This is a genomic window from Ruegeria sp. BG7 (assembly GCF_056535685.1).
The window spans coordinates 985,167-1,008,367 of the sequence record NZ_JBQFIU010000001.1 but is presented as its reverse complement, the minus strand read 5'-3'; the positions used below and the strand labels follow the sequence as shown (position 1 = coordinate 1,008,367).

General features: G+C 56.4%; 20 protein-coding genes and 1 tRNA gene. 14 read left to right on the top strand and 7 right to left on the bottom strand.

What is annotated here, in order from left to right; genetic code table 11:
* Nucleotides 1–263 precede the first annotated feature (263 nt).
* The 7 genes from ACR3EH_RS04955 (at nt 264) to ACR3EH_RS04925 (ending at nt 10,434) form a co-directional block, all read left to right on the top strand.
* On the top strand, nt 264–1,823 hold the full coding sequence (locus ACR3EH_RS04955) for a trimethylamine methyltransferase family protein (protein ID WP_171185215.1): 1,560 nt from the start codon (nt 264–266) through the stop codon (nt 1,821–1,823).
* A 172-nt stretch (nt 1,824–1,995) separates the two neighbouring features.
* Nucleotides 1,996–4,446 carry a GcvT family protein gene (locus ACR3EH_RS04950; protein ID WP_171185213.1) on the top strand — a complete coding sequence of 817 codons (2,451 nt, stop codon included), beginning with the start codon at nt 1,996–1,998 and terminating at the stop codon, nt 4,444–4,446.
* Nucleotides 4,447–4,460: 14 nt separating this feature from the next.
* Complete coding sequence (locus tag ACR3EH_RS04945) at nt 4,461–5,459, top strand: GlxA family transcriptional regulator (protein WP_170335119.1); 999 nt, start codon at nt 4,461–4,463, stop codon at nt 5,457–5,459.
* A gap of 260 nt (nt 5,460–5,719) precedes the next feature.
* Nucleotides 5,720–7,066, top strand: a complete 1,347-nt coding sequence (dddP, locus tag ACR3EH_RS04940) for a dimethylsulfonioproprionate lyase DddP (protein WP_171185211.1) — start codon at nt 5,720–5,722, stop codon at nt 7,064–7,066.
* An 86-nt stretch (nt 7,067–7,152) separates the two neighbouring features.
* Nucleotides 7,153–8,814: a BCCT family transporter gene (locus ACR3EH_RS04935; protein ID WP_216600387.1), complete on the top strand. Its 1,662-nt coding sequence runs from the start codon at nt 7,153–7,155 to the stop codon at nt 8,812–8,814.
* 28 nt (nt 8,815–8,842) lie between these two features.
* On the top strand, nt 8,843–9,799 hold the full coding sequence (locus ACR3EH_RS04930) for an ABC transporter substrate-binding protein (RefSeq protein WP_171185207.1): 957 nt from the start codon (nt 8,843–8,845) through the stop codon (nt 9,797–9,799).
* A gap of 281 nt (nt 9,800–10,080) precedes the next feature.
* Nucleotides 10,081–10,434, top strand: coding sequence for a GFA family protein (locus ACR3EH_RS04925; protein ID WP_171185205.1), 354 nt, complete (start codon nt 10,081–10,083; stop codon nt 10,432–10,434).
* Between the two features lie 136 nt (nt 10,435–10,570).
* Here the strand turns inward: ACR3EH_RS04925 and ACR3EH_RS04920 are convergent, their stop codons facing one another.
* From ACR3EH_RS04920 to ACR3EH_RS04905, 4 genes are all read right to left on the bottom strand, one after another.
* The gene (locus tag ACR3EH_RS04920; protein ID WP_171185203.1) at nt 10,571–11,194 is read right to left on the bottom strand and encodes a class I SAM-dependent methyltransferase; all 624 of its coding nucleotides are present in this window, start codon (nt 11,192–11,194) and stop codon (nt 10,571–10,573) included.
* A gap of 9 nt (nt 11,195–11,203) precedes the next feature.
* Nucleotides 11,204–11,950, bottom strand: coding sequence for a CDP-diacylglycerol--serine O-phosphatidyltransferase (gene pssA / locus ACR3EH_RS04915; protein WP_170335106.1), 747 nt, complete (start codon nt 11,948–11,950; stop codon nt 11,204–11,206).
* Nucleotides 11,951–11,962: 12 nt separating this feature from the next.
* Nucleotides 11,963–12,637: a phosphatidylserine decarboxylase gene (locus ACR3EH_RS04910; protein WP_171185201.1), complete on the bottom strand. Its 675-nt coding sequence runs from the start codon at nt 12,635–12,637 to the stop codon at nt 11,963–11,965.
* Between the two features lie 459 nt (nt 12,638–13,096).
* Entirely contained in the window at nt 13,097–13,576 is a 480-nt protein-coding gene (locus tag ACR3EH_RS04905) for a GNAT family N-acetyltransferase (RefSeq protein WP_253746348.1), read from the bottom strand.
* A gap of 411 nt (nt 13,577–13,987) precedes the next feature.
* On the opposite strand from ACR3EH_RS04905, the gene ACR3EH_RS04900 reads away from it, so the two are divergent.
* The 3 genes from ACR3EH_RS04900 to ACR3EH_RS04890 are packed head-to-tail and all read left to right on the top strand — an operon-like array spanning nt 13,988 to nt 16,289.
* On the top strand, nt 13,988–14,251 hold the full coding sequence (locus ACR3EH_RS04900) for a DUF3489 domain-containing protein (RefSeq protein ID WP_058279951.1): 264 nt from the start codon (nt 13,988–13,990) through the stop codon (nt 14,249–14,251).
* On the top strand, nt 14,248–14,661 hold the full coding sequence (locus ACR3EH_RS04895) for a DUF2924 domain-containing protein (protein WP_170476725.1): 414 nt from the start codon (nt 14,248–14,250) through the stop codon (nt 14,659–14,661). The genes ACR3EH_RS04900 and ACR3EH_RS04895 overlap by 4 nt, the downstream gene beginning before the upstream one ends.
* Nucleotides 14,661–16,289, top strand: a complete 1,629-nt coding sequence (locus ACR3EH_RS04890) for a recombinase family protein (RefSeq protein WP_171646591.1) — start codon at nt 14,661–14,663, stop codon at nt 16,287–16,289. Before ACR3EH_RS04895 ends, ACR3EH_RS04890 begins: the two co-directional genes overlap by 1 nt.
* A 182-nt stretch (nt 16,290–16,471) precedes the next feature.
* On the opposite strand, the gene ACR3EH_RS04885 is transcribed toward ACR3EH_RS04890, so the two are convergent.
* From ACR3EH_RS04885 to ACR3EH_RS04875, 3 genes are all read right to left on the bottom strand, one after another.
* Nucleotides 16,472–16,546 (bottom strand) — tRNA-Gln (locus ACR3EH_RS04885).
* An 89-nt stretch (nt 16,547–16,635) separates the two neighbouring features.
* Nucleotides 16,636–17,625, bottom strand: a complete 990-nt coding sequence (locus ACR3EH_RS04880) for an NADPH:quinone reductase (RefSeq protein WP_171185195.1) — start codon at nt 17,623–17,625, stop codon at nt 16,636–16,638.
* Between the two features lie 91 nt (nt 17,626–17,716).
* Complete coding sequence (locus ACR3EH_RS04875; protein ID WP_171092660.1) at nt 17,717–18,178, bottom strand: SH3 domain-containing protein; 462 nt, start codon at nt 18,176–18,178, stop codon at nt 17,717–17,719.
* Nucleotides 18,179–18,376: 198 nt separating this feature from the next.
* Here ACR3EH_RS04875 and ACR3EH_RS04870 point away from each other — a divergent pair, with 198 nt between their 5' ends.
* The 4 genes from ACR3EH_RS04870 to ACR3EH_RS04855 all read left to right on the top strand — a co-directional run bounded on the left by ACR3EH_RS04870 (nt 18,377) and on the right by ACR3EH_RS04855 (nt 23,169).
* Nucleotides 18,377–19,363, top strand: coding sequence for a 2-hydroxyacid dehydrogenase (locus ACR3EH_RS04870; RefSeq protein ID WP_171185194.1), 987 nt, complete (start codon nt 18,377–18,379; stop codon nt 19,361–19,363).
* Between the two features lie 20 nt (nt 19,364–19,383).
* On the top strand, nt 19,384–19,767 hold the full coding sequence (locus tag ACR3EH_RS04865) for a GFA family protein (protein ID WP_171185192.1): 384 nt from the start codon (nt 19,384–19,386) through the stop codon (nt 19,765–19,767).
* A gap of 111 nt (nt 19,768–19,878) precedes the next feature.
* A complete protein-coding gene (gene ggt / locus ACR3EH_RS04860) occupies nt 19,879–21,666 on the top strand; it encodes a gamma-glutamyltransferase (RefSeq protein WP_171185190.1) in 1,788 nt (595 codons plus the stop codon).
* A 93-nt stretch (nt 21,667–21,759) separates the two neighbouring features.
* A complete protein-coding gene (locus ACR3EH_RS04855; RefSeq protein ID WP_171185188.1) occupies nt 21,760–23,169 on the top strand; it encodes an FAD-binding oxidoreductase in 1,410 nt (469 codons plus the stop codon).
* Nucleotides 23,170–23,201 lie beyond the last annotated feature (32 nt).

The following is a 23,201-nucleotide window of genomic DNA, read 5'->3' as shown; positions in this document are numbered from 1 at the left end:
GAAGGCCTATAAAACGTATTGACTGAATCATGGCATTATTCCAATATACCGCATCTCGTGCGGCATATTGGAAAACCAAAAATGAAACAGCGACTGGTACCTCCAAGTAATAGCGGACTTTTCCGTTCGCGGGCCCACGCAGGATTGAGCGACGAATCGCGGTCAGGTTTCTCTGCCTGCCGCCCTAAGCGGTAAATGACTTGAGGCGTAACGCCCAAACCACTCGTTCTCAGGCTTAACTCCGGCAATGAAGGTACTATCGGATGACTACTGATCAACTGGCCCAAAAGGCGCGCGGACGCCGAGGGCGTCGCCGTGATGGCGGGGCACCAGCCCCGGCAATTGTACAGCGCCCGTTCGCGCAGCTTAAGCGTTCCTATCCGACCGTTGAGCTGATTTCTGATGATCAGGTTGAGCATATTCACCAGGCATCCCTGAAACTGCTTTCAGAAACCGGTCTGGACGTGTTGCATGATGACGCGCGCGCCGTGATGAAAAAGGCAGGTGCCGATGTCCGGGACGGTGAAGAGCGTGTGCGCTTCGATCCCGATTTGATCAACGAAGCCATTGCAAGCGTGCCGTCTGAATTCATGTTGCACGCGCGAAACGCCCAGCACAACGTGACCATGGGCGGAAACAACATTGTATTCAACATGATGGCAAGCGCGCCGAATTGCTCGGATACGGATCGGGGTCGGCGCGCGGGCAATCAGGAAGATTTTCGCAACTTCCTGCGATTGGCCCAGATGCACAATGTTCTGCATGTGACAGGTGGATATCCGGTGGAACCCGTCGATATTCACGCGTCTATCCGCCATCTTGATTGTATTCAGGATTACATCACGCTGACCGACAAGGCCTATTGCATCTACTCACTTGGTGAGGAGCGTGTCTCCGATGCAATCGAGATGACGCGGATTGCCCATGGTCTGACCCATGACCAGATGCGTGATCAGGCCTGCATGTTCTCGATCATCAACACGAACTCTCCTCTGCAGCTCGATATTCCGATGATGCAGGGCGTGATGGCGTTGTCCGAGATGGGCCAGCCTGTTGTAATCACACCCTTCACGCTGGCAGGGGCGATGGCGCCCGTTACGATTGCCGGTGCCGTAACCCTGCAAAACGCCGAAGCTCTGGCGGGTGTGGCCTTTACCCAGATGGTGCGGCCAGGCGCGCCGGTGATGTATGGCGGCTTCACGTCGAACGTGGATATGAAGACCGGCTCGCCCGCGTTTGGTACGCCGGAATACATGAAAGCGCAGCATATCGGCGGACAGCTGGCGCGGCGCTACGGCATTCCGTATCGCTCTTCGAATGTGTGCGCGGCCAATACGGTTGACTCGCAAGCGGCATACGAGGCGGTCTTCTCGCTTTGGGGTGCCATCAATGGCGGCGCCAACATGCTGATGCACGGGGCAGGGTGGCTCGAAGGAGGGCTGTGCTGCTCGTATGAGAAGGTGATGCTTGATATCGACCTGCTGCAGATGATCACGGAATTCCTTCAGCCGGTTTCGACCAGCCCGGAAGACCTGGCGCTGGAAGCCATCAATGAGGTCGGGCCAGCGGGTCACTTCTTTGGCACTGAACACACCCAGGCGCGTTATCGCGACGCCTTCTATTCGCCAATCCTGAGTGACTGGCGCAACTTTGAGACCTGGCAGGAGGCCGGATCGCCGATTGCGATCGAGCGTGCCAACGCAGAGTGGAAAAACCGCCTTGCCTCCTACGAAGCCCCAGCCCTGGATCCGGCGATAAAAGACGAGCTTGACGCCTTTGTTGCCAAACGCAAGGCCGAGGGTGGCGCTGCCACGGATTTCTGACATTTGCAGGTTCGGCAGGACGATCGCGATGACCGGGATCGTTCTGCCGACCAGCAATCCACTGCAAAGAAGAGAACCCCTTTTCACCGAGATAGATGCTTTGGGTCAAAACGAGGAGTGTGCACCCAAATGCAGTCAGAGTGAAAGCTGAATTCCTGAGGAAAAACGAAATATGCCTACTATTCAGACCGACGAGTCCACAGGCGGAAAGAAACTGCCGTCGCACGCCAAAGTCGTTGTTATTGGCGGCGGCGTTGTTGGTTGCTCGATCCTGTTCCACCTGGCCAAGTTCGGTTGGAAGGATGCGGTCCTGCTTGAACGTGACGAGCTGACATCCGGCTCATCCTGGCACGCGGCCGGCGGTATTCACACCATCAGCTCGGATCCGAATATCTCGCGCCTGCAATCATATACGATCAATCTTTACAAAGAGATCGAAGAACTGTCCGGCCAATCTGTTGGTCTGCATCAGACCGGTGGCTTCTACGCCGCTTCTACCAAGGAATGGTATGACTACCTGAAGGGCGAGCGTTCGAAAGCGCGTTACATGGGCCTGGATCAGGAATTCATCTCGCCCAAGGAACTGGCTGAGCGTCATCCGCTGATCGATCCGGACCACTATCACGCGGTTCTGTGGGACGCGCAGGACGGCCATCTGGACCCGTCTGGCACGACCTACGCTTTTGCCAAGGCGGCCAAGGCGCATGGCGCCCAGTATTTCACCCACTGTGGCGCCACCGATATGACACAGCGCCCCGACGGCAGCTGGGACATTGTCACCCCCAAAGGCACGATCAATGCCGAGCACGTCGTGAACTGCGGCGGTCTGTGGGCGCGTGAGGTGGGCCATATGGCGGGCCTTCATCTGCCGGTTCAGCCGATGGAGCACCATTACCTGATCACCGAGCGCATGGACGAGGTCGTGAACTTTGGTCAGCAGCTACCGCACGGCATCGACTTTGAGGCCAACGTGTACTGCCGTCAGGAAGGGCAGGGCATGTTGCTGGGTACCTATGAGGCCCAGGCGACCCCGTGGAAAGTCGGCGGGACACCTTGGGACTTCGGTCATGAACTGCTGCCACCGGATCTGGATCGTGTGGCGGATCGTCTGGAAACCGCGTTCGAGCGTCTTCCGGCCATGGCCAATGCCGGGATCAAGGATGTGATCAACGGTCCGTTCACGTTTGGTCCTGATGGCAACCCGCTGATCGGTCCTGTTCCGGGCATGAAGAACTACTGGGTGGCGGTTGGTGTCATGGCAGGCTTCTGCCAGGGCGGCGGCGTGGGCCTAACCCTTGCGGAATGGATGATCGACGGCGAGCCATCCATCGATGTCTGGGCGATGGACGTGGCGCGTTTTGGTGAATTCGCGACACCGGACTGGGGCACAATCAAGTCGTCGGAAAACTACGAACGCCGGTTCGTGATGACCTTCCCGAACGAAACCCTGCCCAAGGGCCGCAAGCAGAAGACGACCGCGCTTTATGATCGCATGATCGCCAAGGGTGCGGTGATGGATCAGGGTTTCGGCCTCGAAAACGTACTCTGGTATGCCGACGGCCCGGAAGATGCGCACGAGGTTCCAACCTTTGAACGCAACCGGTCGCACGACTATGTCGCCCGGGAAATCAAGGCCGTGCGCGAAGCTGTCGGCGGCATTGAGATCGCCAACTTTGCCAAGCATGAGTTCAAGGGTGATGGTGTTCGCGAATACCTGAACCATATCCTAGCCGGCTTTGTTCCCAAGCCCGGACGCCTGGCGCTGACGCCGATGCTGACGCCCAAGGGCAAGCTTTACGGCGATCTGACGGTTGCCTGCCTGGCCGAGGATCACTTTATGCTGTTCGGTTCCGGCGCAATGCAGGAAGCACACCGCCGCTGGTTCGAAAAAGACCTGCCCGCAGGCATTTCTTATGCCAACGTTTCGGACGACTGGCACGGGATTGCCCTGTCCGGCCCGAAATCGCGGGACCTGCTGGCCCGGATCACCCGTGACGATGTTTCAGCCGAAGCCTTCAAGTTCCGTGACCTGCGCCAGACCTTTGTCGGCGGCGTGCCGGTGATCATCAACCGGATCAGCTTCTCTGGCGAATTGGGCTACGAAATCTATTGCAAACCGCAATACCTGATGCGTCTGGCAGACGCCATCGAAGAGGCCGGCGCCGATCTGGGCTATCGCTGGTACGGCGCGCGTGCGTTGCTGTCGATGCGACTCGAGAAGGGCTGGGGTGTCTGGACGATGGAATACCGTCCCGACTTCGACGCTGTCGAATCCGGCATGGATGACTTCATCAACTGGAAGAAGGACTTCGTCGGCAAAGAAGCAACGCTGAAAGCCCGCGATGAAGGCGTCTCGCAGAAGTTGGTGACAATGACCATCGACGTCGAGGGGATCGACGTGGCCCATGACGAGGCGATCCTGAAAGATGGTGAACCGGTCGGCTACGTCAGCTCGGGCGGCTATGCGCACCATGTCGGCAAGTCGATGGCGATGGGTTACGTCGCAGCCGAGTTCGCAACGCCGGGAACGACGCTTCAAGTGGAAATTCTGGGCAACTTCTACGATGCGCTGGTTCTGGCAGGACCAATCTACGACGCCAACGGCGCAAACATGCGTTCTTGATCAGGAGAAAAACCATGGGGCGGCCAGAGAAAGACATAGATGTGGTTCTAAGTGAACTTGTTGAGGTGAACCGCTTCGTATTCTTATTGATGCCCGGGTTCTCTGCATTGGAACTGGGATCCGGTATCGACTCTCTGGCCGCCGCCAACGAAGCATTGGGTAAGGCTTTCTTTCAATGGAAAACAGCCAGCGAAACAGGGGATAGCATAGAATCTTCTTCAGGGCTGACAGTGACAGCCGATGGCGCCTTGCCTGATGTACGACGTGGGGATTGCATCGTTGTTTGCTGCGCCTTTAATTCCCAAGACTACCCCAAATCCGGGAAGACTGCGGCCTGGCTACGGCAAGCCGCACGACTTGGAGCACGGTTTTTCGGACTGGGAGGTGGCGCACTGTTTCTCGCCCGGATCGGCATAGCGAACGAGGGGCGCATCAGCGCGCACTGGAGAATGAAGCCTGTCTTTGAGGAAGGCTATCTGGATCTGGAGCCTGCCTGCACAATTTTTGAAGAGACATCCAACATCGTCTCCTGTGGGGGGGGAGCCGCTACTCTGGACCTTTTTTCTTCCGTGATCCGCGAAAAGGCGGGCCCGGAAACATCCAGTCAGGTCGCTGACCAACTCCTTTGTGGCTCTATGCGTGATGGAAATTGTCGTCAGAGTATGTCCAGCCTTTACGGTTCGAAACACCGGAACGAAAAGTTGTCCAAAGCACTGAGCTATATGCAGGAAACCTGGGAAGAGCCTGTTTCACCGTCGGTTATCGCTCGTCAGGTTGGGATATCGACACGGCAACTTGAAAGGTTGTTTAGCCGATATCTGGGAATGACCCCAAAAACCTACATGATGGTTCTAAGGCTCGAGAGGGCACGCGTATTGCTGCAGCAAACCCAGATGCGCGTGATCGACGTTGCTACGGCCTGCGGATTCTCAACACAAAGCGTGTTCTCCAAACACTACAGAAGGCACTTCGGCATAGCGCCTCGAGAAGAAAAGGTTGTGCTTGCGCACTAGCTTCGGAGAACGGCGTTGCAATCAACTCAGACAACACTGGTCACTACGGAACTAAACTGTGTCGGCGGCAAAGCAGAACACAGAACGATCTCTTATGCCTTCGGTGTCCCGATCAACAATACCGCAGAAAATCGCACCCCGCTTACGACAATGGGGGGACTTCGCAGATCAAGCTATGAACGCAGCTTGAATGAAAGGCCGCGCAAGTCGGGACGCGGCTTTTTTTGCGCGCAATCAAGCGTCTGAAAGGAAAGCACAAAATGAACACCCATTACAGTGATCGGCGCAAGATTGACCCTAGCCAGGGCGTTCGTCTTGGCGATGGGACGGCAAATGACGGCGACCGGGTCGAGATTGGGCCGACCGCACTTGCCCATGCTGAATGGCGCGAGGCGGGGTTGGCGCTGCCCGATTTGACCGAGATGCGCAAGGCCCGCCACAAGCGCCTGACCGACGCCATCGTGGCCCGCGGCTATGGGGGTCTGCTGATGTTCGATCCGCTGAACATCCGCTATGCGACCGACACGACGAACATGCAATTGTGGAACACCCACAACCCGTTCCGGGCCTGCCTGCTCTGTGCCGACGGATACATGGTGCTTTGGGATTACAAGAACGCGCCGTTCCTCGCCGAGTATAATCCGCTCGTCCGCGAGAGCCGATCTGGCGCTGACATGTTCTATTTCGCCCGTGGCGACCGGATTGGGCCAGCGGCCGACGCCTTCGCTGCTGAGGTGGCGGACCTGCTGGCCACCCATGCGCCGGGCTATACACAGATCGGGATAGACAAGATCCAGCCTGCGGGACTGGACGCGATCCGCCGAGCGGGGCTGGAGTATCGCGACGGCGAGGAAGTCACCGAACGCACACGGGGCATCAAGACCGAGCACGAGTTACGCGCCATGCGCTGCGCCATTCATTCCTGCGAGCGTTCGATGGCCGCCATGGAAGAGTTCGCGCGCGCAGAAATTCCAAACGGCGGGGTGACCGAGGACGATGTCTGGGCCGTGCTCCATGCCGAGAACATCAAGCGTGGCGGCGAATGGATCGAAACACGGCTGCTCACCTCGGGGCCACGCACGAACCCGTGGTTTCAGGAATGTGGGCCCCGGGTCATCGCCGAGAACGAGATCCTCGCCTTCGACACTGATCTGATCGGGCCATATGGCATTTGCGCGGACCTCAGCCGTACATGGTGGATCGGTGACGAACTGGCGCCGAAACATATGTGCGAGAGTTACGCCGAGGCCGTCGAGCACATCCGCTACAACACGGCGCTCCTGCGCCCCGGCCTCCACATGGAGGAGCTGACACGCTCATTGCATGTGCTGCAGGACAAGTATCAGGCGCTGAAATATTCCTCTCCGATGCATGGTGTGGGCCTGTGCGACGAATGGCCATTGATCGCCTATCCCGACCGACTGGTGGACGGCGCCTTCGACGCCATTCTCGAACCCGGGCTGACGCTGTGTGTCGAAGCGCTGGTGGGTGAGGTCGGCGGCGACCACATGGTCAAGCTGGAGGATCAGGGAGTTGTGACTGAAAGCGGGTTCGAAACGATTTCGACCTACCCGCTCGATAAGCGCCTGATGGGAGAAACGGCCTAGCTGGCATTCGCAATATCCAAAGCCCGCCAGCAAACCCATGACACGGTCCGCTGACGGTTCGAAATTAGCATACAATGGAGGAAAGTATGAAACCACCTTTAGGCGAGTTGGACATTCCAGTTTCAGAGAGCGGCTTTTACGCAGGGTTCTCAAAGAACGTTGCCGTGTCCGCGAAAATCTTGGTGGGTTTGCTCATCGTGTGGGCCGTGGCCTTTCCGGAGAGTGCTGCAGAGACACTAGGAGCATTGAATGGCTTAATTCTGGCGAGCTTTAACTCTTGGTACATCTACGCGGTAGCGTTTTTCCTGATACTATGCCTTGTTCTTGCGGCATTGCCGGCTTCCGGCAGACTTCGGCTGGGCCAGGACGATGAAAGGCCTGAATTTTCGAATTTCTCATGGTTTTCAATGATGTTCAGCGCCGGGATCGGCATTGGGATGCTGACCTTTGCGACGGCCGAACCGATTTACCACTTTCAGAACAACCCCCACGTAATTATGGGAGAGGTTTCCGCGCAATCGGTAGAGACCGTAAGGTCGGCTTATATCTGGTCATTTGCGCACTGGGGGCTATCGGCCTGGGCGTGTTACGCGATTGCCGGGCTGGGGTTCGCCTACTTCTCTTATCGCAGAAATCTACCACTTACGGTGCGCACCGCTCTTATCCCGCTTTTCGGCAAGTCGCTTTCGGGCCCGATTGGTCATGTCATCGATATCGTAGCCGTGGTGGCAACTATCCTGGGCGTTGCCCAGACCCTTGGCTTTGGTGTCGAGCAGTTTGTAGCCGGCCTTAACCGGATTGGTTTCGGTGACTGGTTGTTGGTGACCGGTGAGGGAGGAACACAAAAAGCGTCCTTTGCCGCCATCATCTTCGCCCTTGTGGTTATCATGGGTGCATCGACCCTGTCCGCACTTTCCGGTGTCGGCAAGGGGATCAAATGGCTCTCCAATATCAATATGGGGCTGAGCTTTTTCTTGTTGGCGTTCTTCCTGATTTTCGGTGCAACATTCTTTAGTCTGCAGGCCATGTTTGTCGGTATCTGGGATTACCTGCTGGCGCTGCCGGGAATCAGCTTTACCGTCTGGTCAGATGATGGAACCGAAACGGGCGCCGCACTCGCCGGCTGGCAAGGCGGCTGGACGGTCTTTTACTGGGCCTGGTGGATCGCGGTGACCCCATTCGTTGGTCTGTTTCTTGCCAGGGTTTCGCGAGGGCGCACAGTGCGCGAGTTCGTGTTGGGTGCAATGCTTGTCCCGGCAATGATGTGTTTCATCTGGTTCGCCTTTGTTGGCGGTACGGCCATCCACCTTGAACTTACAGGTGAGGCTGGGGGCTCGATTCTGGGCGCGGGAATCTCAGACCAGCTGTTTGCGACACTGGCCGTTATTCTCAACGACAATCTGACATGGGTCTTCTCAGTTATCGTTGTGGTACTTCTTTTGACATATCTCGTGACCACGGCAGACTCCGCTGTTTTGATCGTAAATACAATCAACGCCGCGGGCGACGACGGCCCGAAAGCCAAGCCTCACATCTATTTCTGGGGTGTCGCTCTGGCATTGGTGGTCGGAGCCCTGCTTGTCATAGGGGGCCTGGGAGCCATTCAAACCGCCATGGTAATTGCAGCTTTGCCATTCAGTTTGGCGATGGTTCTGATGGGCTTTGCACTGATCAAGGCGATCTACAACGATAGCCGAAGACTTGCCGAAGGTGTTCCGACCACCGCCCCGGCATCTGCTGCGGAATGAAACTTGATAGTGATGAAAGGACTTCGAGATGAAAACGAGTAAATCTTTTGCAGCTATCAGTGTGGCGTCCGCGGTAACTGCCGCCTCCACAGCCTCGGCGGCCGACATGGTCATTGGCGTCCCGAACTGGCCATCGGGGGAAGCCACCGCACATATTCTGAAGGTTGCCTTGGAAAGTCGGCTGGACTTGGACGTCGAATTACAGGACAGCACCAATGCAGCCATGTTTGCGGCTATGGATGCCGGAACCCTGCATGTGCATCCTGAGGTCTGGCTGCCCAGTCTTGACTACCTTCGGCGGGAATATGTCGACGGCCGAAAAACGGTTCAGGTAAAGTCCAGTGGCCCCAAGGGGGCGCAAGGAATGTGCGTGACAAAGGACACGGCGGAACGCACCGGTATCACGGATATCAAGCAGCTTTCCGATCCGAAAATGGCTCAGAAATTTGATAGTAACGGAGACGGAAAAGGTGAAGTCTGGATCGGTGCAGAAGGTTGGACTTCCACTTCCATCGAACAGGTCCGTGCACGTTCTTACGGCTATCACAAGACTATGAGCCTCCGAATCATGGACGAAGCCGACGCCTTGGCAGAACTGGGGGCTGCTGCCGGGCGGAATGAGAATGTCGTATTCTATTGCTATCAACCGCACTACATGTTCGAAGTGCACGACCTTGTTGTTCTGAACGAGCCAGCACACGTTAGTTCAAAGTGGATTATCGTGCCGCCCAACTCGATCCCGGGCTGGTTGGAGAAATCAACTGCCGGTGTCGCCTGGGATACTGACGATCTTCATGTCAGCTACGCGACCAGCCTGGAAAGCGCGCAGCCTGATGCCGTCGCAATGCTAAGCAATGTCAATTTGGAGACCGAGATGCTCTCGGAAATGTCCTTTGCCTTGGCGGTCGAGAAAAAGGACCCCGAGGCATTTGCAAAGCAATGGGTTGAAGACAATTCGGCTGTTGTCGACAGTTGGTTCCAGTAGTGACAAACGTTATCAAAAATGCTTCGGGCGGTAACGAATTCCGCTAGAGTGTTTGATACTCTTACGCCTTCCGGTCCAGAAGACCGGGAGGCTGGCAATGGTGTTGATCGGCTTTGCTCTGATCAAGGTAATCATCAACGATAGCCGCCGGAACGCAGTTGGTGTTACCTCTACAGTTCCGGATGCAGACCCAATGGTGGCCGAATAAAGTTTGAATAGTCACTGAGTGCCTACAGATCGTTTGTGGGCGCTCTTTCCGCATTCAATCGGTGGAGTGAAAGGTGAAACAATTTCGAGGCAGCTGTCATTGCGGTTCTGTAGAATTCACATTTTCGGTTCCGGACATCGATCATGCAATGCGATGCGATTGTTCATTATGTTCCCGTAAAGGCATGGTGATGAGTGCAACAGTGGTACCGCCTGAAGATATAAAAATCAGGTGTGAGCAGGGTGTTCTCTCAACTTACCAATTTGGCACAGAAACGGCGCGGCACTATTTTTGCAATCGCTGTGGAATTCATACATTCGTCGAGACGCGGCTGAACCCGGGCCACTATCGAGTTAACCTCGGATGCATCGATGAGTTGGACGCTCTTCGCCTACCTGAGGTAATCTATGACGGAAGAAATCTCTGACGCGACCAAGGCGCCTCTTGTGGTCAGAACATCTGAAATGCAATGACGTGGCCAACGATCTAGCTCCGAGATGAATTGACATATGTGTACTGGCTCGGCTGCCCGAAACTGAAAAAGCGGCCAAAGGTACTGGGTACTACGCGGCTTCAGATTTCCTCAGCACCAGAAAGGTCATCATCCCCAGCGGTGGAAGGGGCCTTTGCTCTTCGACGGCAAGCATATCCTCTTGCAGCACCGTCTCGATCTCGAAATCAGAATGCCAGCCGATTGTATTTGCCAGCGGGGCAAATATGCGTTCCATAGATGCAAGCAGCCCTCGCTTACGTTGGAAATGGTTGGTGATCACCACTCTGCCACCCGGTTTGCAGACCCTCGCTATTTCCGCCATCACCGTTTCCGGTTCCGGAACGACGGACAGCACATGCATCGCTGCAACCGTGTCGAAATGGTTGTCGGGAAATTCTATCGTTCGGGCATCCATTTGCACCAGTGCTTTGACATGCTTTAGTGACATGGCCTGAACCTTGTCGCGGGCCTTTTCTAACATGTCTTCGCTGAAATCGATCCCTGTCACCAGCGTCTCGGCCCCGTAATGTTCCAGGGACAGTCCGGTGCCCACGCCAACCTCCAGAACCTTGCCGGGACGCCTATTGATGTATTCAACCGCGTGCTGTCTCCCGACATTGGTGACAGCCCCAAACGTCCTGTCATAGACGGGCGCCCAGCGAGCGTAAGAGGTTTGAACGGCCTTGATGTCCATATCGAGTCCTTAACGGTTAGAAGGTAATTCCCTGTCGAGCCATGCCCAGGCGACCATTCCCACATACCCGACACAAAGAGCGATGAGCGTGGCCCAGGCAAATGTCAGCAGCGCCGCCCCCGCAACAGCGACACCGATGAGCAAAAACTTCACGTTCTCGCGAGAAATCCGCGTGGCCTTGAAAGACCATGTTGGTATGCGACTGATGAGCAGAAGACCGATGATCACCATGTAAAGGCAGATCAATACACTCGGCAGCAACGGGGCATCGGCGAAAGCGAAAGACAAATACATTGGCAACATGACCAGAAGCGCCCCCGCAGGGGCGGGGACCCCCTCGAAATAGGCACTGTCCTGATCACATGTCTCGGATTTGCTGCTCACATTGAACCGGGCAAGGCGCATGACGCAGCACACAGCAAAGAACAATACCGCAATCCACGCCGCGCTGGGTATATCCTGTAGGACCCAAAAATAGAGAACGAGCGGCGGAGCCACTCCGAAGTTCAGAAAATCTGCAAGAGAGTCAAGCTCGGCCCCCAGCTTGCTGTCACTGCTGAGTAGGCGCGCAATGCGCCCATCTAATCCATCAAGCACACAGGCAGCAATTATCAACTGGACCGCGAGTACGTAGTTACCCTGAACACCAAATCTGATTGCTGACAGGCCCGCGCAAATGGCCGTTATGGTCAGCGCATTGGGCAGCAAATGGATTAGCGCAAACCCGGTCTCTTCCTGTTTGGGGGGGTCTCCCATTGATCCGCCTACCTATTTTTCTTTAGACATAGATAAACTGGCAAGGACGGTTTCACCCGCAATCATCGTTTGTCCGACACGCACTTGTGGATCCACGCCATCCGGAAGGTAAACATCCAGCCGAGACCCGAACCGGATCAATCCAAATCGCTCTCCGGTTTTAAGCGCTTCGCCTGGTTTTACGAAGCAGACGATCCGTCTGGCCACTAGACCAGCAATCTGGACAACAGCCAGATCCTGATTGTTTGTCATACGAATACGCAAGCTGTTGCGCTCGTTATCAGCACTGGCCTTGTCCAGGGATGCATTGAAAAACTTGCCGGGGCGGTAGGCAACTGCGGTAATCTCCCCTTCAATGGGGGTCCGGTTCACATGACAGTTGAAGACACTCATGAACACGCTGACACGGGTGAGAGGTGTGTCGGGCATCCCAAGTTCTTTCGGCGGTACCGCAGGTTCGATCAGCGAAACCACCCCGTCCGCCGGGCTAACAATCAGGCCTTCTTCTGTCGGTGGCACACGTTCAGGATCGCGAAAGAAATAGTAACACCAAACCGTGAAGCCGACGCCAATCCAGCCCAGAATGTCGGACAAGAGAAACAGACCGACCGTTATGGCGGCAAAGATTGCGACAAACCTAATGCCTTCGGGATGCATCGGTTTGATGAACGTATCGCGCATGCGCATTGCAAGCTTTCCCTCAGGTCATTTGACGGCACTGTCATAAGTGGATTGGTGTGGAACGCAAGTGTGACTAGCGCGACCGGCGTCAATTGATATTAGGGTGTTACAAGTTGATGGGCACTATTTACAGCACCTCGGCGCTTAGGCTTCGGCCTTGTGACCGGTAAGCCAAATTATGCCAAGTTGAAGGGCGTGGGCCTGATTTCGGACCTAATAGTTCAGTATCCGCTTCAGCCCCAAAGCGGTCCTTCAAAACCGAGTTTGCAATGTCCGAGATGCGGACAAAACAGCCGTCGGCATCGCAGAAACAAATGTCTGCTCTATGCTGATGATTCAAATGGGGGGCCGCGATACATCGGGCAAACTTTGTGCCAACTTTTCGTACTGCAAAGTCGTTCTCAGGCGCTCATTGAGCTGTTTGACGACCGCGCTTCTTGCCTTCATTTTGTTTCCAGCAAATCGCTATAAGAGCGGCTTTCTCATCAAAACGAATGGTCCCTCCGGGTACGTTTGGAATTCCACAAATTCATAGCCGAGGGCCAAATAAAATTCTCGCGCGGTCAGTGAGGAATGAAGCATCATTTCCGGGATTGCCCTTTGTCGCGCCTCCTCTTCTATTCTTGCAACCAGCATTTTGCCCAACCCTCGCCCCTGGTACTCAGGGTCTACAAACATTGAACGCAGATAGTCATCTCTCAGACCCACCGTTCCAACGAGTTCGGTGCCCATGAAGCAAAGAAGAATTAACTCGTTTTCAATTCTTTTGGTGACCGGCTCCGGCTCAAAAATCGTGCACAACCTGTCGATTGACTTTTGATCGTAGTCCTTGAAATTTGAAACGCGAATTGTGCGTCGGATCAACCCACTGAGCGGAATTACATCGGCAACTGTTGCCTGTCGGATTTTGAGCGACGTCATCGCGGCAAACTTATCCCGGGACATGAGACATCGAGAAGCTGGCAGATACGACTAAGGCAGGCCGGAAGCACTTGGACTTCTCTATGTCTTTCACAAGAGTAAGCGGTTTCACAAAATTCATGGCGTTTCCTACCGGAATTATCGGATCAGATGATCCCATCACTATTGCAGACATTCTTTCGACGCGCAGCATCGGCAACATTGGGCTCGATGCAGTCATCTGAGTCTTTCCGTCAGATGACCGCTTGTGGTCGGAAAGTGGGCACGGAAGCCATTACCCACTGATCTAAAAAAAGTTCGGGCTTTCTCCTTGAATGGACTGGACTTCACGACGGTTCAGAGCGGTACTGTCTGTGTCGAATACGCCCGGGATCACTGGGCTCCACTCAGTACAGGGCGAGGAATAAACCTTTGCCCTCAGAGTGGAGAAACACGATGACAACACCAATTGCGGCAACCCAAAATTCGGACAGAAACACGAAGGTTGCCAAAAAGCCGACCCGCCAAAAGCAGCTGTACAAAATGCTGACGCGGAAGTCCGGCGTCACAATCGCACAACTTCAACAGACCTTCGGCTGGCAACCGCATACGGCTCGGGCGGCGATATCCGCGCAGCGCAAAGCAGGACGTGTGGTCGACAGGGCGGAGACCGACAAGGGATCGATCTACCGAATTGTCGAAATGCAGGGCAACCAATGAAAGCGGAGCAAAACGAAGATGTTTCGATCCAAATATCAGAGATCGAAGCCCTTGATCGCGCAGCGTGCCTCGACCGATGGCGAGAGACCTTCGGGCGCTCACCACCGAAGTATCTTTCGCCACAGTTCATGAAGCGGGTGCTAATCTGGGAAACGCAGAACAGGGCGCTGGGCGGTGTGTCTGTTAAAACCACCCGACGACTGAAGCAGATTGCAGCTGGGAAAACGTTGACCACGACCGCCAAGCCCGGTTCTCAGCTTGTTCGAGAATGGAACGGGCGGACTTACCAGGTCGAGGTCGTTGAGGGTGGGTACGTCATGGACGGTAAAACCTGGCGTTCGCTGTCAGCCATCGCCAAGTATATCACCGGCGCCCATTGGTCCGGCCCGCGCTTCTTCGGGGTCCAGTGATGCGCCGGGTCCGCTGTGCGATCTATACCCGCAAGAGCTCGGAAGAAGGGCTTGAGCAGGACTTCAACTCTCTGGATGCGCAAAGAGAGGCCTGCGAAGCCTACATCGCTAGCCAGAAGCATGAAGGATGGGAGCTGCTCCCGGATCGCTACGACGATGGCGGGATCTCCGGCGGACATCTCGAGCGCCCCGCCTTGCAGGGGTTGATGCAAGCCGTTGATGACAAACGCGTCGATCAAATCGTGGTCTATAAGATCGACCGGTTGACCCGCTCACTGGCGGACTTCGCAAAGCTTGTGGAACGGTTGGATCAAGCCGAAGCGTCGTTTGTGTCGGTCACGCAAAGCTTCAATACAGCGACCAGCATGGGGCGGCTCACATTGAATGTTCTGCTCAGCTTTGCGCAATTTGAGCGAGAGGTCACGGCTGAGCGCATCCGCGACAAAATAGCTGCTTCTAAGCGCAAGGGGCTTTGGATGGGTGGCAACGTCCCTTTAGGCTATCAGGCAGATGGCCGGACGCTGAAGATTGAGCCGGAGGAAGCGGCGACTGTTAAAGCACTCTATGATCTCTATCTTGAGCATGGCCTCATCCGCGTTGTGAAAGAGTGCGCAGACGCGACGGACCTCAGATCTCGGCGGCGCGTGCGTGGGGAAGGGCTGGTGTCTGGCGGTATTCATATTGATCGCGGGCATATCCATCATATTCTGAGCAACCCGATTTATGCCGGGCGGATTCGTCACAAAGGCCAAGTTTATAACGGTCAGCATCCTGCGATCATCGCGCCTGACGTCTGGGACCGGGTTCAGCAGATGCTGCAAGACGGGGCCGCAAAATCGCGAGGGGCCAAAAGCAAAGCCCGGCGATCCCTATTGGCTAGCAAGCTGTTCGATGAAACCGGCGACCGCCTGACACCCAGCCACAGCAGGAAGAATGGCACACGCCTGCGGTACTACATCTCCCACCGACTGGTGAAGGGCCGCAGCCAGAAGCATCCAGATGCTTGGCGTCTGCCTGCGGATGAACTGGAAACTTTGATCGCTGACGTCATCAGAAAAAACCTGAGCTGTCCGGATTTTGCTATAGCCCTCCTGCGGGACGTATCTGCCGCAGAGATCCCGGGCATCTCCACGAAATTGCAATCCATTCAAAGTGCGAAACAGTGCCTTGCTCTTGTCGCGCGAGTTGATCTCAAACCAGGCCAGGTGACTGTTCTTCTTGGCCACAGGGAAATAGCCGAGCAGCTTGAGTGCAAACTAGATCGGTTAGACATATCTGCCCTGTGCATCGAAGCTCCGTTCCGGATGCGCCGACGAGGAGTCGAGCTGAAGTTACATCTGGGAGACGCACCCTCGGAGGCGGATCTCACTCTGGTTCAGAACATCGTCAAAGCGCAGCGGTGGATGGCTATGATCAAGAGCGGAAAGACCTTTACCGAAATCGCAAAGACGGAAAGCACATCCAAGCGCCGCGTTCAGGATGTAGTCGATCTGGCGATGCTGGCGCCGGACATTCTCGACTCCATCGCATTAGGCGAACAGCCGGATGGCCTCACGTCTAACTATCTCATCAGGTCAGGCGTCCCGGCTCTCTGGTCTGAGCAACGCGAACGGTTTGCTAAGCTCTGAGCAAAACCTCTCCAAAATCTACCAAACTCGTACCGCCGAATTGGCAAACCGAGATTAAGGGCCGAAATCGGCCGTTTTTACTGCCTATCCCATGTCTCTGTCGAAAGTTGCTTGAGCCAAGGTGCGGAAATCACGCAGCAATATCGACGCAAACTCTCGTGAGCTGAAGATTAGTGAGTGGGTGGCTGGGGTGGTAGGATTCGAACCTACGATACACGGTACCAAAAACCGCTGCCTTACCACTTGGCTACACCCCAACGGTGAGCGGCTGTCTACGATTGTTGCTGTCGGGGTTCAAGAGCTATTTGGCAAAAAAATGTGACGGCCGGAAAAATTTTTGGCGTGTTCATTTGGTAGCAACCAACACTGCCCCGACGCGGTTCCCATCCTGAACCATGTCATGAGCGGCAGCGCAGTCTTCTAGTGTAAAGACTCTCTGGACAGGGCAGGTCAGGGCACCTTCGGTCAGTGCATTGTGTAGGGTCTCAATGGCGGCAGAGCGTAAATTTGCTGGCAAGAGATATATCAGGATCATCTCGAGCGTTACAGCCTTGAACATCATTGGCCCAAAAGGGAAAACCGGTGCCATGTTTTGCGCTGAGCCGTAGGCGTTGATGCGGCCGTTTTCGGCAATTACGGCGGTGTTCGTTTCGATATTTGCTCCGAATTCGACATCGATGACGCGGCTGATTGTGCGCCCGTCATTTGCGCCCAATATCTGATCAGCAAGATCTGGGCTGTTGTAGTCAAGCACCACATCCGCGCCAGCCGATTTCACCCGGTCGAAGTTGCGGCGGCTGGCGGTTGCGATGACGCGTGCGCCCGCCCATTTTGCCAACTGAACAGCCAGATACCCGACCGTACCAGCACCACCGTGAATCAGAATCGTATGCCCTTTGGGAGTGCCCCCTGAGAAAACAGCGTGGCAGGCCGTCAGTCCCGGAATACCCAGAACCGCACCAGTCTCGAATGACACTGAATCTGGTAATTCAACGGCTTGAGCGCTGGGCAAGGTAATGTGGCTGGCGGCTGTTCCAAATGCGCGTTGCCATTGCCCGTTCCAGACCCACACGCGCTGCCCGATCCGAGATGCGGGAACGCTGTCGCCGACAGCTGTGATCACGCCAGAGCCGTCGCTATGGGGGATGATCAAAGGGAAAGGAGGTTCCGTCACGCCCGGTCGGGTTCCGGCGCGGGCCTTTATGTCGGATGGGTTGACGCCTGAAAATGCCAACTCGACAGTAACTTCACCCGGACCGGGAGGAACCGGGGGAAGGTCTTGAAGATGCAAGACTTTGACTGCGTCTCCGAAAGCGGAATAGGTAACTGCGCGCATGGAATCCTCCGTTTGCCTCAGTTACAACTTAAACCGGCAGTGAATTCAAACCTTTTGCAAAAGGTGATCAGCGCAACCCTGGGCAGGTGTCTTATTCGCGGATCTCTGAAGGGTCGACACCCCAAAGATTCGCCTTCAAAGTCCAGCCCCGATAGCCACCCGCCGTGATCCGGCACCAGTCCAGCGAACACGTGCCAAGGCGGGCCACGACGCCGGTCTCGAAATGTGCATTCACGGGCGAGTTGGGGTCGGGGCGGGTATAGACGGGCAGCATGTCAGATTCGATCAGTACCGTGCGCACACCTGACAACAGAGCATAGTGAACCCAGCCACCGGCCCCGTCTCGGTCCTGAACTTTGCGCCAGTTGCCGTACTCCGCCGTCACCTGCAGTGGCATACCGCGCCGTTTGAAGACCCAGTCGATTCGATGGCTTAGCGACGGCCCGCGCCGAACGTTCCCTTCGGCGGCTTTCATTGACACATAGCGGGGCAGGGGAAGGTTGGTAACCGATCCGCGCTTGTCCTCGGCATGCGCAGCCCAAGAGCTGAACATGACCAGAAATACGGATATCGCCGCCAGACATTGGCGCTTTACCGGTCGAATACCACTCACTGACTGCCTGCTCTTATGCCTGTTGATCCGGTTTCGAAAAAAGGTCGACTCAATGCCACTGGGGTTCTTGTGCCCCGCCTTATCCTGCGCCACGATGCCATGGCGCGCGTCTGTTTGCAAAGCAGTGGGAGGGCCAAGGTGCCAAGAGAACGTCTGAGTGTTGTCGTAACGCGACGGTTGCCCGAAGCGGTGGAAACCCGGTTGAGCGAGTTATTTGACGTGCGCCTGCGCGATGACGACACGCCGATGACAAGAGATGAGCTGGTGGCCGCGGTACAGGAAGCCGATGTGCTGGTGCCCACGGTGACCGATACGATCGATGGTGGCCTGCTGGGGCAGGCGGGTGAAAACCTTAAGCTGATCGCCAATTATGGGGCGGGTGTCGACAATATTGATGTGTCCACAGCCCGACAGCGCGGCATTCTGGTTTCGAACACGCCGGGTGTACTGACTGATGACACTGCCGACATGACAATGGCGTTGATCCTGGCCGTAACGCGCCGCATTCCCGAAGGGTTAAGCGTGATGCAGCAGGGTGACTGGGCCGGCTGGGCTCCAACCGCCTTTCTGGGCGGGCGCATCGGGGGGCGGCGTTTAGGTATTCTGGGCATGGGCCGGATCGGGCAGGCCGTTGCGCGGCGGGCAAGTGCGTTTGGAATGCAAGTGCACTATCATAACCGTCGCCGGCTGCGTCCCGAGACCGAGCAGGAACTGGAGGCAACCTATTGGGAAAGCCTTGACCAGATGGTGGCGCGAATGGATGTGATCTCGGTCAACTGCCCATCGACCCCATCGACATTCCACCTAATGAACGCACGCCGACTGAAGCTGATGAAGCCGTCAGCCGTGATTGTTAACACGTCACGCGGTGAAGTTGTCGACGAAAACGCCCTGACGCGGATGATCCGTGCGGGCGAAATCGCAGGCGCGGGGCTAGACGTTTACGAGCAAGGCACCGATGTGAACCCTCGACTGCGGCAGCTGCCCAACGTTGTGCTCTTGCCGCACATGGGATCGGCCACGCTGGAAGGGCGGATCGAAATGGGTGAGAAGGTTATCATCAACATCAAGACCTTCGAAGATGGCCACCGTCCGCCAGATCAGGTTGTGCCCTCGATGCTGTAAGCCACCAGAAAGGAGCCTTCATGGACCGGTTTGAAGGGGGATGCCGCTGCGGACGTTTGCGCATCACGGCTTTGGTCCGTCCTCTTCGGGTTGGGATTTGTCATTGCCTGGACTGTCGCAAGCATCATGGAGCGTTGTTTTATGCGGCAGCAATATTCCCCTGCGAGGCCGTCGAGATTTCCGGCCCGTCACAGGGCTATGCGGATCGATTTTTTTGCCCAACCTGTGGTTCTCCGGTGTTTGCGCGCAGCGGTTCTGAGGTCGAGGTGCATCTGGGATGTCTCGACGAGCCCAACCAATTGACGCCGACCTATGAATGCTGGGCCTCGCGGCGCGAAGACTGGTTGCCCGAGTTCACTGGAATGAAGCGGTTTGACCAGAATAGGGACGATGCCGCGCCCTAGATGGCGAGGCGAAACCTTGCTGTTAAATCACGCCTGTACAGCAAACCATTGCAGAGCGCGGTCATTGCTTACAGGTTTGAAACAAAACGAAGTATTGGAGGATTTGATCAGATGAGATGTGTTTCCGCTTTGTTACTTTCGGCATATGCGCTTTATACGCCGGTCCTGGCTCAGGAGGCGGCTGATGCCGTTGCGCCAGAAACTGCCACTGAAGGGCAGGTGCAGGCCCTGACCGAAGAGGTCATCGCTGCGCTCGAGGCCAAGCTGGACCGTGTTCCGGTCACATCCGAGAACTGGATGGTGGCCGCCGCCAACCCACTGGCCGTTGAAGCCGGGGCAAAAGTATTGCGCGCAGGCGGGTCCGCTGCAGATGCAATGGTGGCTGTGCAGGTCGTGCTGGGTCTGGTCGAGCCGCAATCCTCGGGCTTGGGCGGCGGAGCGTTTTTGGTTTGGTATGACGCAGCAACTGGGCAGATGACAACACTGGACGGGCGCGAAACCGCCCCACAGACAGCCACACCGACGCTGTTTCAGGACGAAAATGGTGAGCCGCTGAAGTTCTTCGATGCGGTTGTAGGGGGATTGTCGGTGGGCACTCCGGGCACACCAGCCTTGCTGGAAGAGGCGCACCGCCGTTGGGGCCGATCCTCTTGGCCTGGTCTGTTCACCGATGGCATCCGGTTGGCGGACGAAGGTTTCCTGGTCTCGCCGCGCTTGGCCAGCCTTGTTGAAAACGACGCCGAGCGCCTGTCGCGCTTTCCCCAGACGGCCGCTTACTTTCTGCCAGACGGAGAGCCTTTGCAGCAAGGGCAACGGCTGACCAATCCGGCCTATGCTGATACCTTGCGTGTATTGGCCAGTGAAGGGGCCGCAGGGTTTTATGGCGGTGAGATTGCTGCGGATATTGTCCGCACGGTGCGCAACGCACCGGGCAATCCCGGTGTTCTGTCCGGCATTGATCTGGCATTGTATCAGGTGATCGAACGCGAACCGGTTTGTGCTGCATACCGCGAATACGACGTCTGCGGCATGGGGCCGCCATCCTCTGGTGCGTTGACTGTGGGGCAGATTCTGGGGATGCTGAACAGCTATGATCTGGCAGCGATGGGCCCCGAAAGCGCGGAAGCTTGGCGGCTGATCGGAGACGCCTCTCGCCTCGCTTTTGCGGATCGGGGTCGTTACATGGCCGATACTGATTTTGTTCCCATGCCGACAAAGGGGTTGGTTGATCCGGATTATCTTGCGCAGCGCGCGGCTTTGTTGGATGCCGAAGGTGCGCTGGCCGAAATCGCGCCGGGTCAACCCGAATTCGACCATGCGCTGAACTGGGCGGATGATGTGTCGCTCGAGCTGCCCTCGACCTCGCATATCTCGATTGTGGACAGCTATGGCAACGTGCTGTCGATGACGACGACGATCGAAAACGGCTTTGGTTCGCGTCTGATGACGAACGGGTTCCTTTTGAACAACGAGCTGACGGACTTCTCGTTTAAAACCCATAGCGACGGTGTGCCGATTGCCAACCGGCTGGAACCCGGAAAACGCCCGCGTTCGTCCATGAGCCCGACCATCGTGATGCAGGATGGTGCACCGGTTCTGGCGATTGGATCGCCTGGTGGCAGCCGCATCATCGGTTATGTCGCCAAAGCGATCATCGCGTGGGCCGATTGGGATATGGATGTGCAGCAAGCGCTGTCCTTGCCACACTTGGTCAATCGCTTCGGAACCTATGACGTCGAGGCAGGCACCGCAGCAGAAGGGTTCACGGATGCGCTGGTGCTGCAAGGTTTTGAGGTCAACCCACGCGATTTGACATCGGGTTTGCACGCTATTGAAATCGGTGACGGGCTGAGCGGGGGCGCCGACCCGCGCCGTGAAGGGATTGCACTGGGCGAGTAGGTCCTTGGTATTAGTGGGTATTGCCCAAACTTTGCGGGCCTTTTAGTCATTGGCTGAAAGGCCCGCAGTGTTTTGGGGCAGGGGAGGATGACGATGGTACAAGCTAAGGCGTTGCCTAGAAATGAAACAGGCATAGAAACCGCGATCAGCATTCTCAAACAACGTTTCGGCGACAGGCTGCAAACAAGCGCAGCGATCCGGGAACAGCACGGCCACACCACGACCTGGATTGAAAACCAAAGCCCGGATGCCGTGGTTTTCCCGCATACAACGCAGGAAGTTTCAGACATTGTTAAAACCTGCGCGGCGCACCGCGTACCGGTTATCCCCTTCGGCACTGGCACATCGTTGGAGGGGCATGTGAATGCGCCGGCAGGCGGCATCTCGGTCGATCTGACGCAAATGGACAAGGTGCTGGCGGTTCATGCCGAAGACCTGGACTGCGTTGTGCAACCCGGCGTGACCCGCGAGGCGCTGAATACGCATTTACGCGATCAGGGTCTGTTCTTTCCGATTGACCCCGGGGCCAATGCGTCGCTGGGCGGCATGGCCGCTACGCGCGCTTCGGGCACCAATGCAGTGCGATACGGGACGATGAAGGACAATGTTCTCAGCCTCGAGGCGGTCATGCCTGATGGCCAGATCATCCGCACAGGACAAAGGGCCAAGAAATCCTCGGCCGGGTATGATTTGGCCCGTCTATTGGTCGGGGCCGAAGGTACGCTTGGGATCATCACGGAGCTGACCCTGCGGCTGCAGGGTATCCCCGAAGCGATCAGTTCAGCGCGATGTTCGTTTCCAACGGTGGACGCGGCCTGCCGCGCGGTGATGATGACGATCCAATATGGTATCCCGGTCGCCCGGATCGAGCTATTGGACGAAATGTCGGTGCAAGCCGCTAACGCCTATTCCGGGCTAAGCCTGCCGGAAACGCCGTTATTGCTGCTGGAATTTCACGGCTCGGAAAGCGGCGCGGTTGAACAGGCTGAAACCTTTGGCCAGATCGCAGAAGAATTCGGCGGTACCGATTTTGCCGCGACCACGACTACCGAGGAACGGAACAAGCTGTGGCAGGCGCGGCATGATATGTATTGGGCGTGTCTGCAACTGCGCCCCGGCGCACGCGGTATTTCTACGGATGTCTGTGTACCGATCTCATGTTTGGCCGAATGTGTGACCCAGACCCAAAGAAAGGCAGCCGAACTTGGCTTGCTTGCTCCTGTGGTGGGCCATGTCGGGGATGGCAATTTTCACACGCTGTTGCTGATCGACATGGAAAATGCTGAAGAGGTCGCCAAGGCGGACGCCTTTGTTGGCTGGCTCAACGATCTTGCGATCTCGATGGAGGGCACCTGCACGGGGGAACATGGCATAGGGCAGGGCAAGCGACCTTACCTTGAGAAAGAGCTTGGGGTTGCCACACAATATATGGCCGCAATCAAGGCCGCGCTGGATCCCCTCAACATTATGAACCCCGGCAAAATTCTGTCTGATCAGCCCTAGCGGTTTCGCGATCTGGTCCGTTTTGTGCCCTT

Bases quoted from the DNA above. Each gene is read 5' to 3' on its own strand.
- ACR3EH_RS04900 (WP_058279951.1), top strand. From the start codon at position 13,988: ATGACAACACCAATTGCGGCAACCCAAAATTCGGACAGAAACACGAAG.
- ACR3EH_RS04865 (WP_171185192.1), top strand. From the start codon at position 19,384: ATGGACCGGTTTGAAGGGGGATGCCGCTGCGGACGTTTGCGCATCACG.
- dddP (WP_171185211.1), top strand. From the start codon at position 5,720: ATGAACACCCATTACAGTGATCGGCGCAAGATTGACCCTAGCCAGGGC.
- ACR3EH_RS04905 (WP_253746348.1), bottom strand. From the start codon at position 13,576: ATGTCCCGGGATAAGTTTGCCGCGATGACGTCGCTCAAAATCCGACAG.
- ACR3EH_RS04950 (WP_171185213.1), top strand. From the start codon at position 1,996: ATGCCTACTATTCAGACCGACGAGTCCACAGGCGGAAAGAAACTGCCG.
- ACR3EH_RS04890 (WP_171646591.1), top strand. From the start codon at position 14,661: ATGCGCCGGGTCCGCTGTGCGATCTATACCCGCAAGAGCTCGGAAGAA.
- ACR3EH_RS04855 (WP_171185188.1), top strand. From the start codon at position 21,760: ATGGTACAAGCTAAGGCGTTGCCTAGAAATGAAACAGGCATAGAAACC.
- ACR3EH_RS04875 (WP_171092660.1), bottom strand. From the start codon at position 18,178: ATGTTCAGCTCTTGGGCTGCGCATGCCGAGGACAAGCGCGGATCGGTT.
- ACR3EH_RS04955 (WP_171185215.1), top strand. From the start codon at position 264: ATGACTACTGATCAACTGGCCCAAAAGGCGCGCGGACGCCGAGGGCGT.
- ACR3EH_RS04880 (WP_171185195.1), bottom strand. From the start codon at position 17,625: ATGCGCGCAGTTACCTATTCCGCTTTCGGAGACGCAGTCAAAGTCTTG.
- ACR3EH_RS04930 (WP_171185207.1), top strand. From the start codon at position 8,843: ATGAAAACGAGTAAATCTTTTGCAGCTATCAGTGTGGCGTCCGCGGTA.
- ACR3EH_RS04945 (WP_170335119.1), top strand. From the start codon at position 4,461: ATGGGGCGGCCAGAGAAAGACATAGATGTGGTTCTAAGTGAACTTGTT.
- pssA (WP_170335106.1), bottom strand. From the start codon at position 11,950: ATGGGAGACCCCCCCAAACAGGAAGAGACCGGGTTTGCGCTAATCCAT.
- ACR3EH_RS04895 (WP_170476725.1), top strand. From the start codon at position 14,248: ATGAAAGCGGAGCAAAACGAAGATGTTTCGATCCAAATATCAGAGATC.
- ACR3EH_RS04920 (WP_171185203.1), bottom strand. From the start codon at position 11,194: ATGGACATCAAGGCCGTTCAAACCTCTTACGCTCGCTGGGCGCCCGTC.
- ggt (WP_171185190.1), top strand. From the start codon at position 19,879: ATGAGATGTGTTTCCGCTTTGTTACTTTCGGCATATGCGCTTTATACG.
- ACR3EH_RS04910 (WP_171185201.1), bottom strand. From the start codon at position 12,637: ATGCGCATGCGCGATACGTTCATCAAACCGATGCATCCCGAAGGCATT.
- ACR3EH_RS04935 (WP_216600387.1), top strand. From the start codon at position 7,153: ATGAAACCACCTTTAGGCGAGTTGGACATTCCAGTTTCAGAGAGCGGC.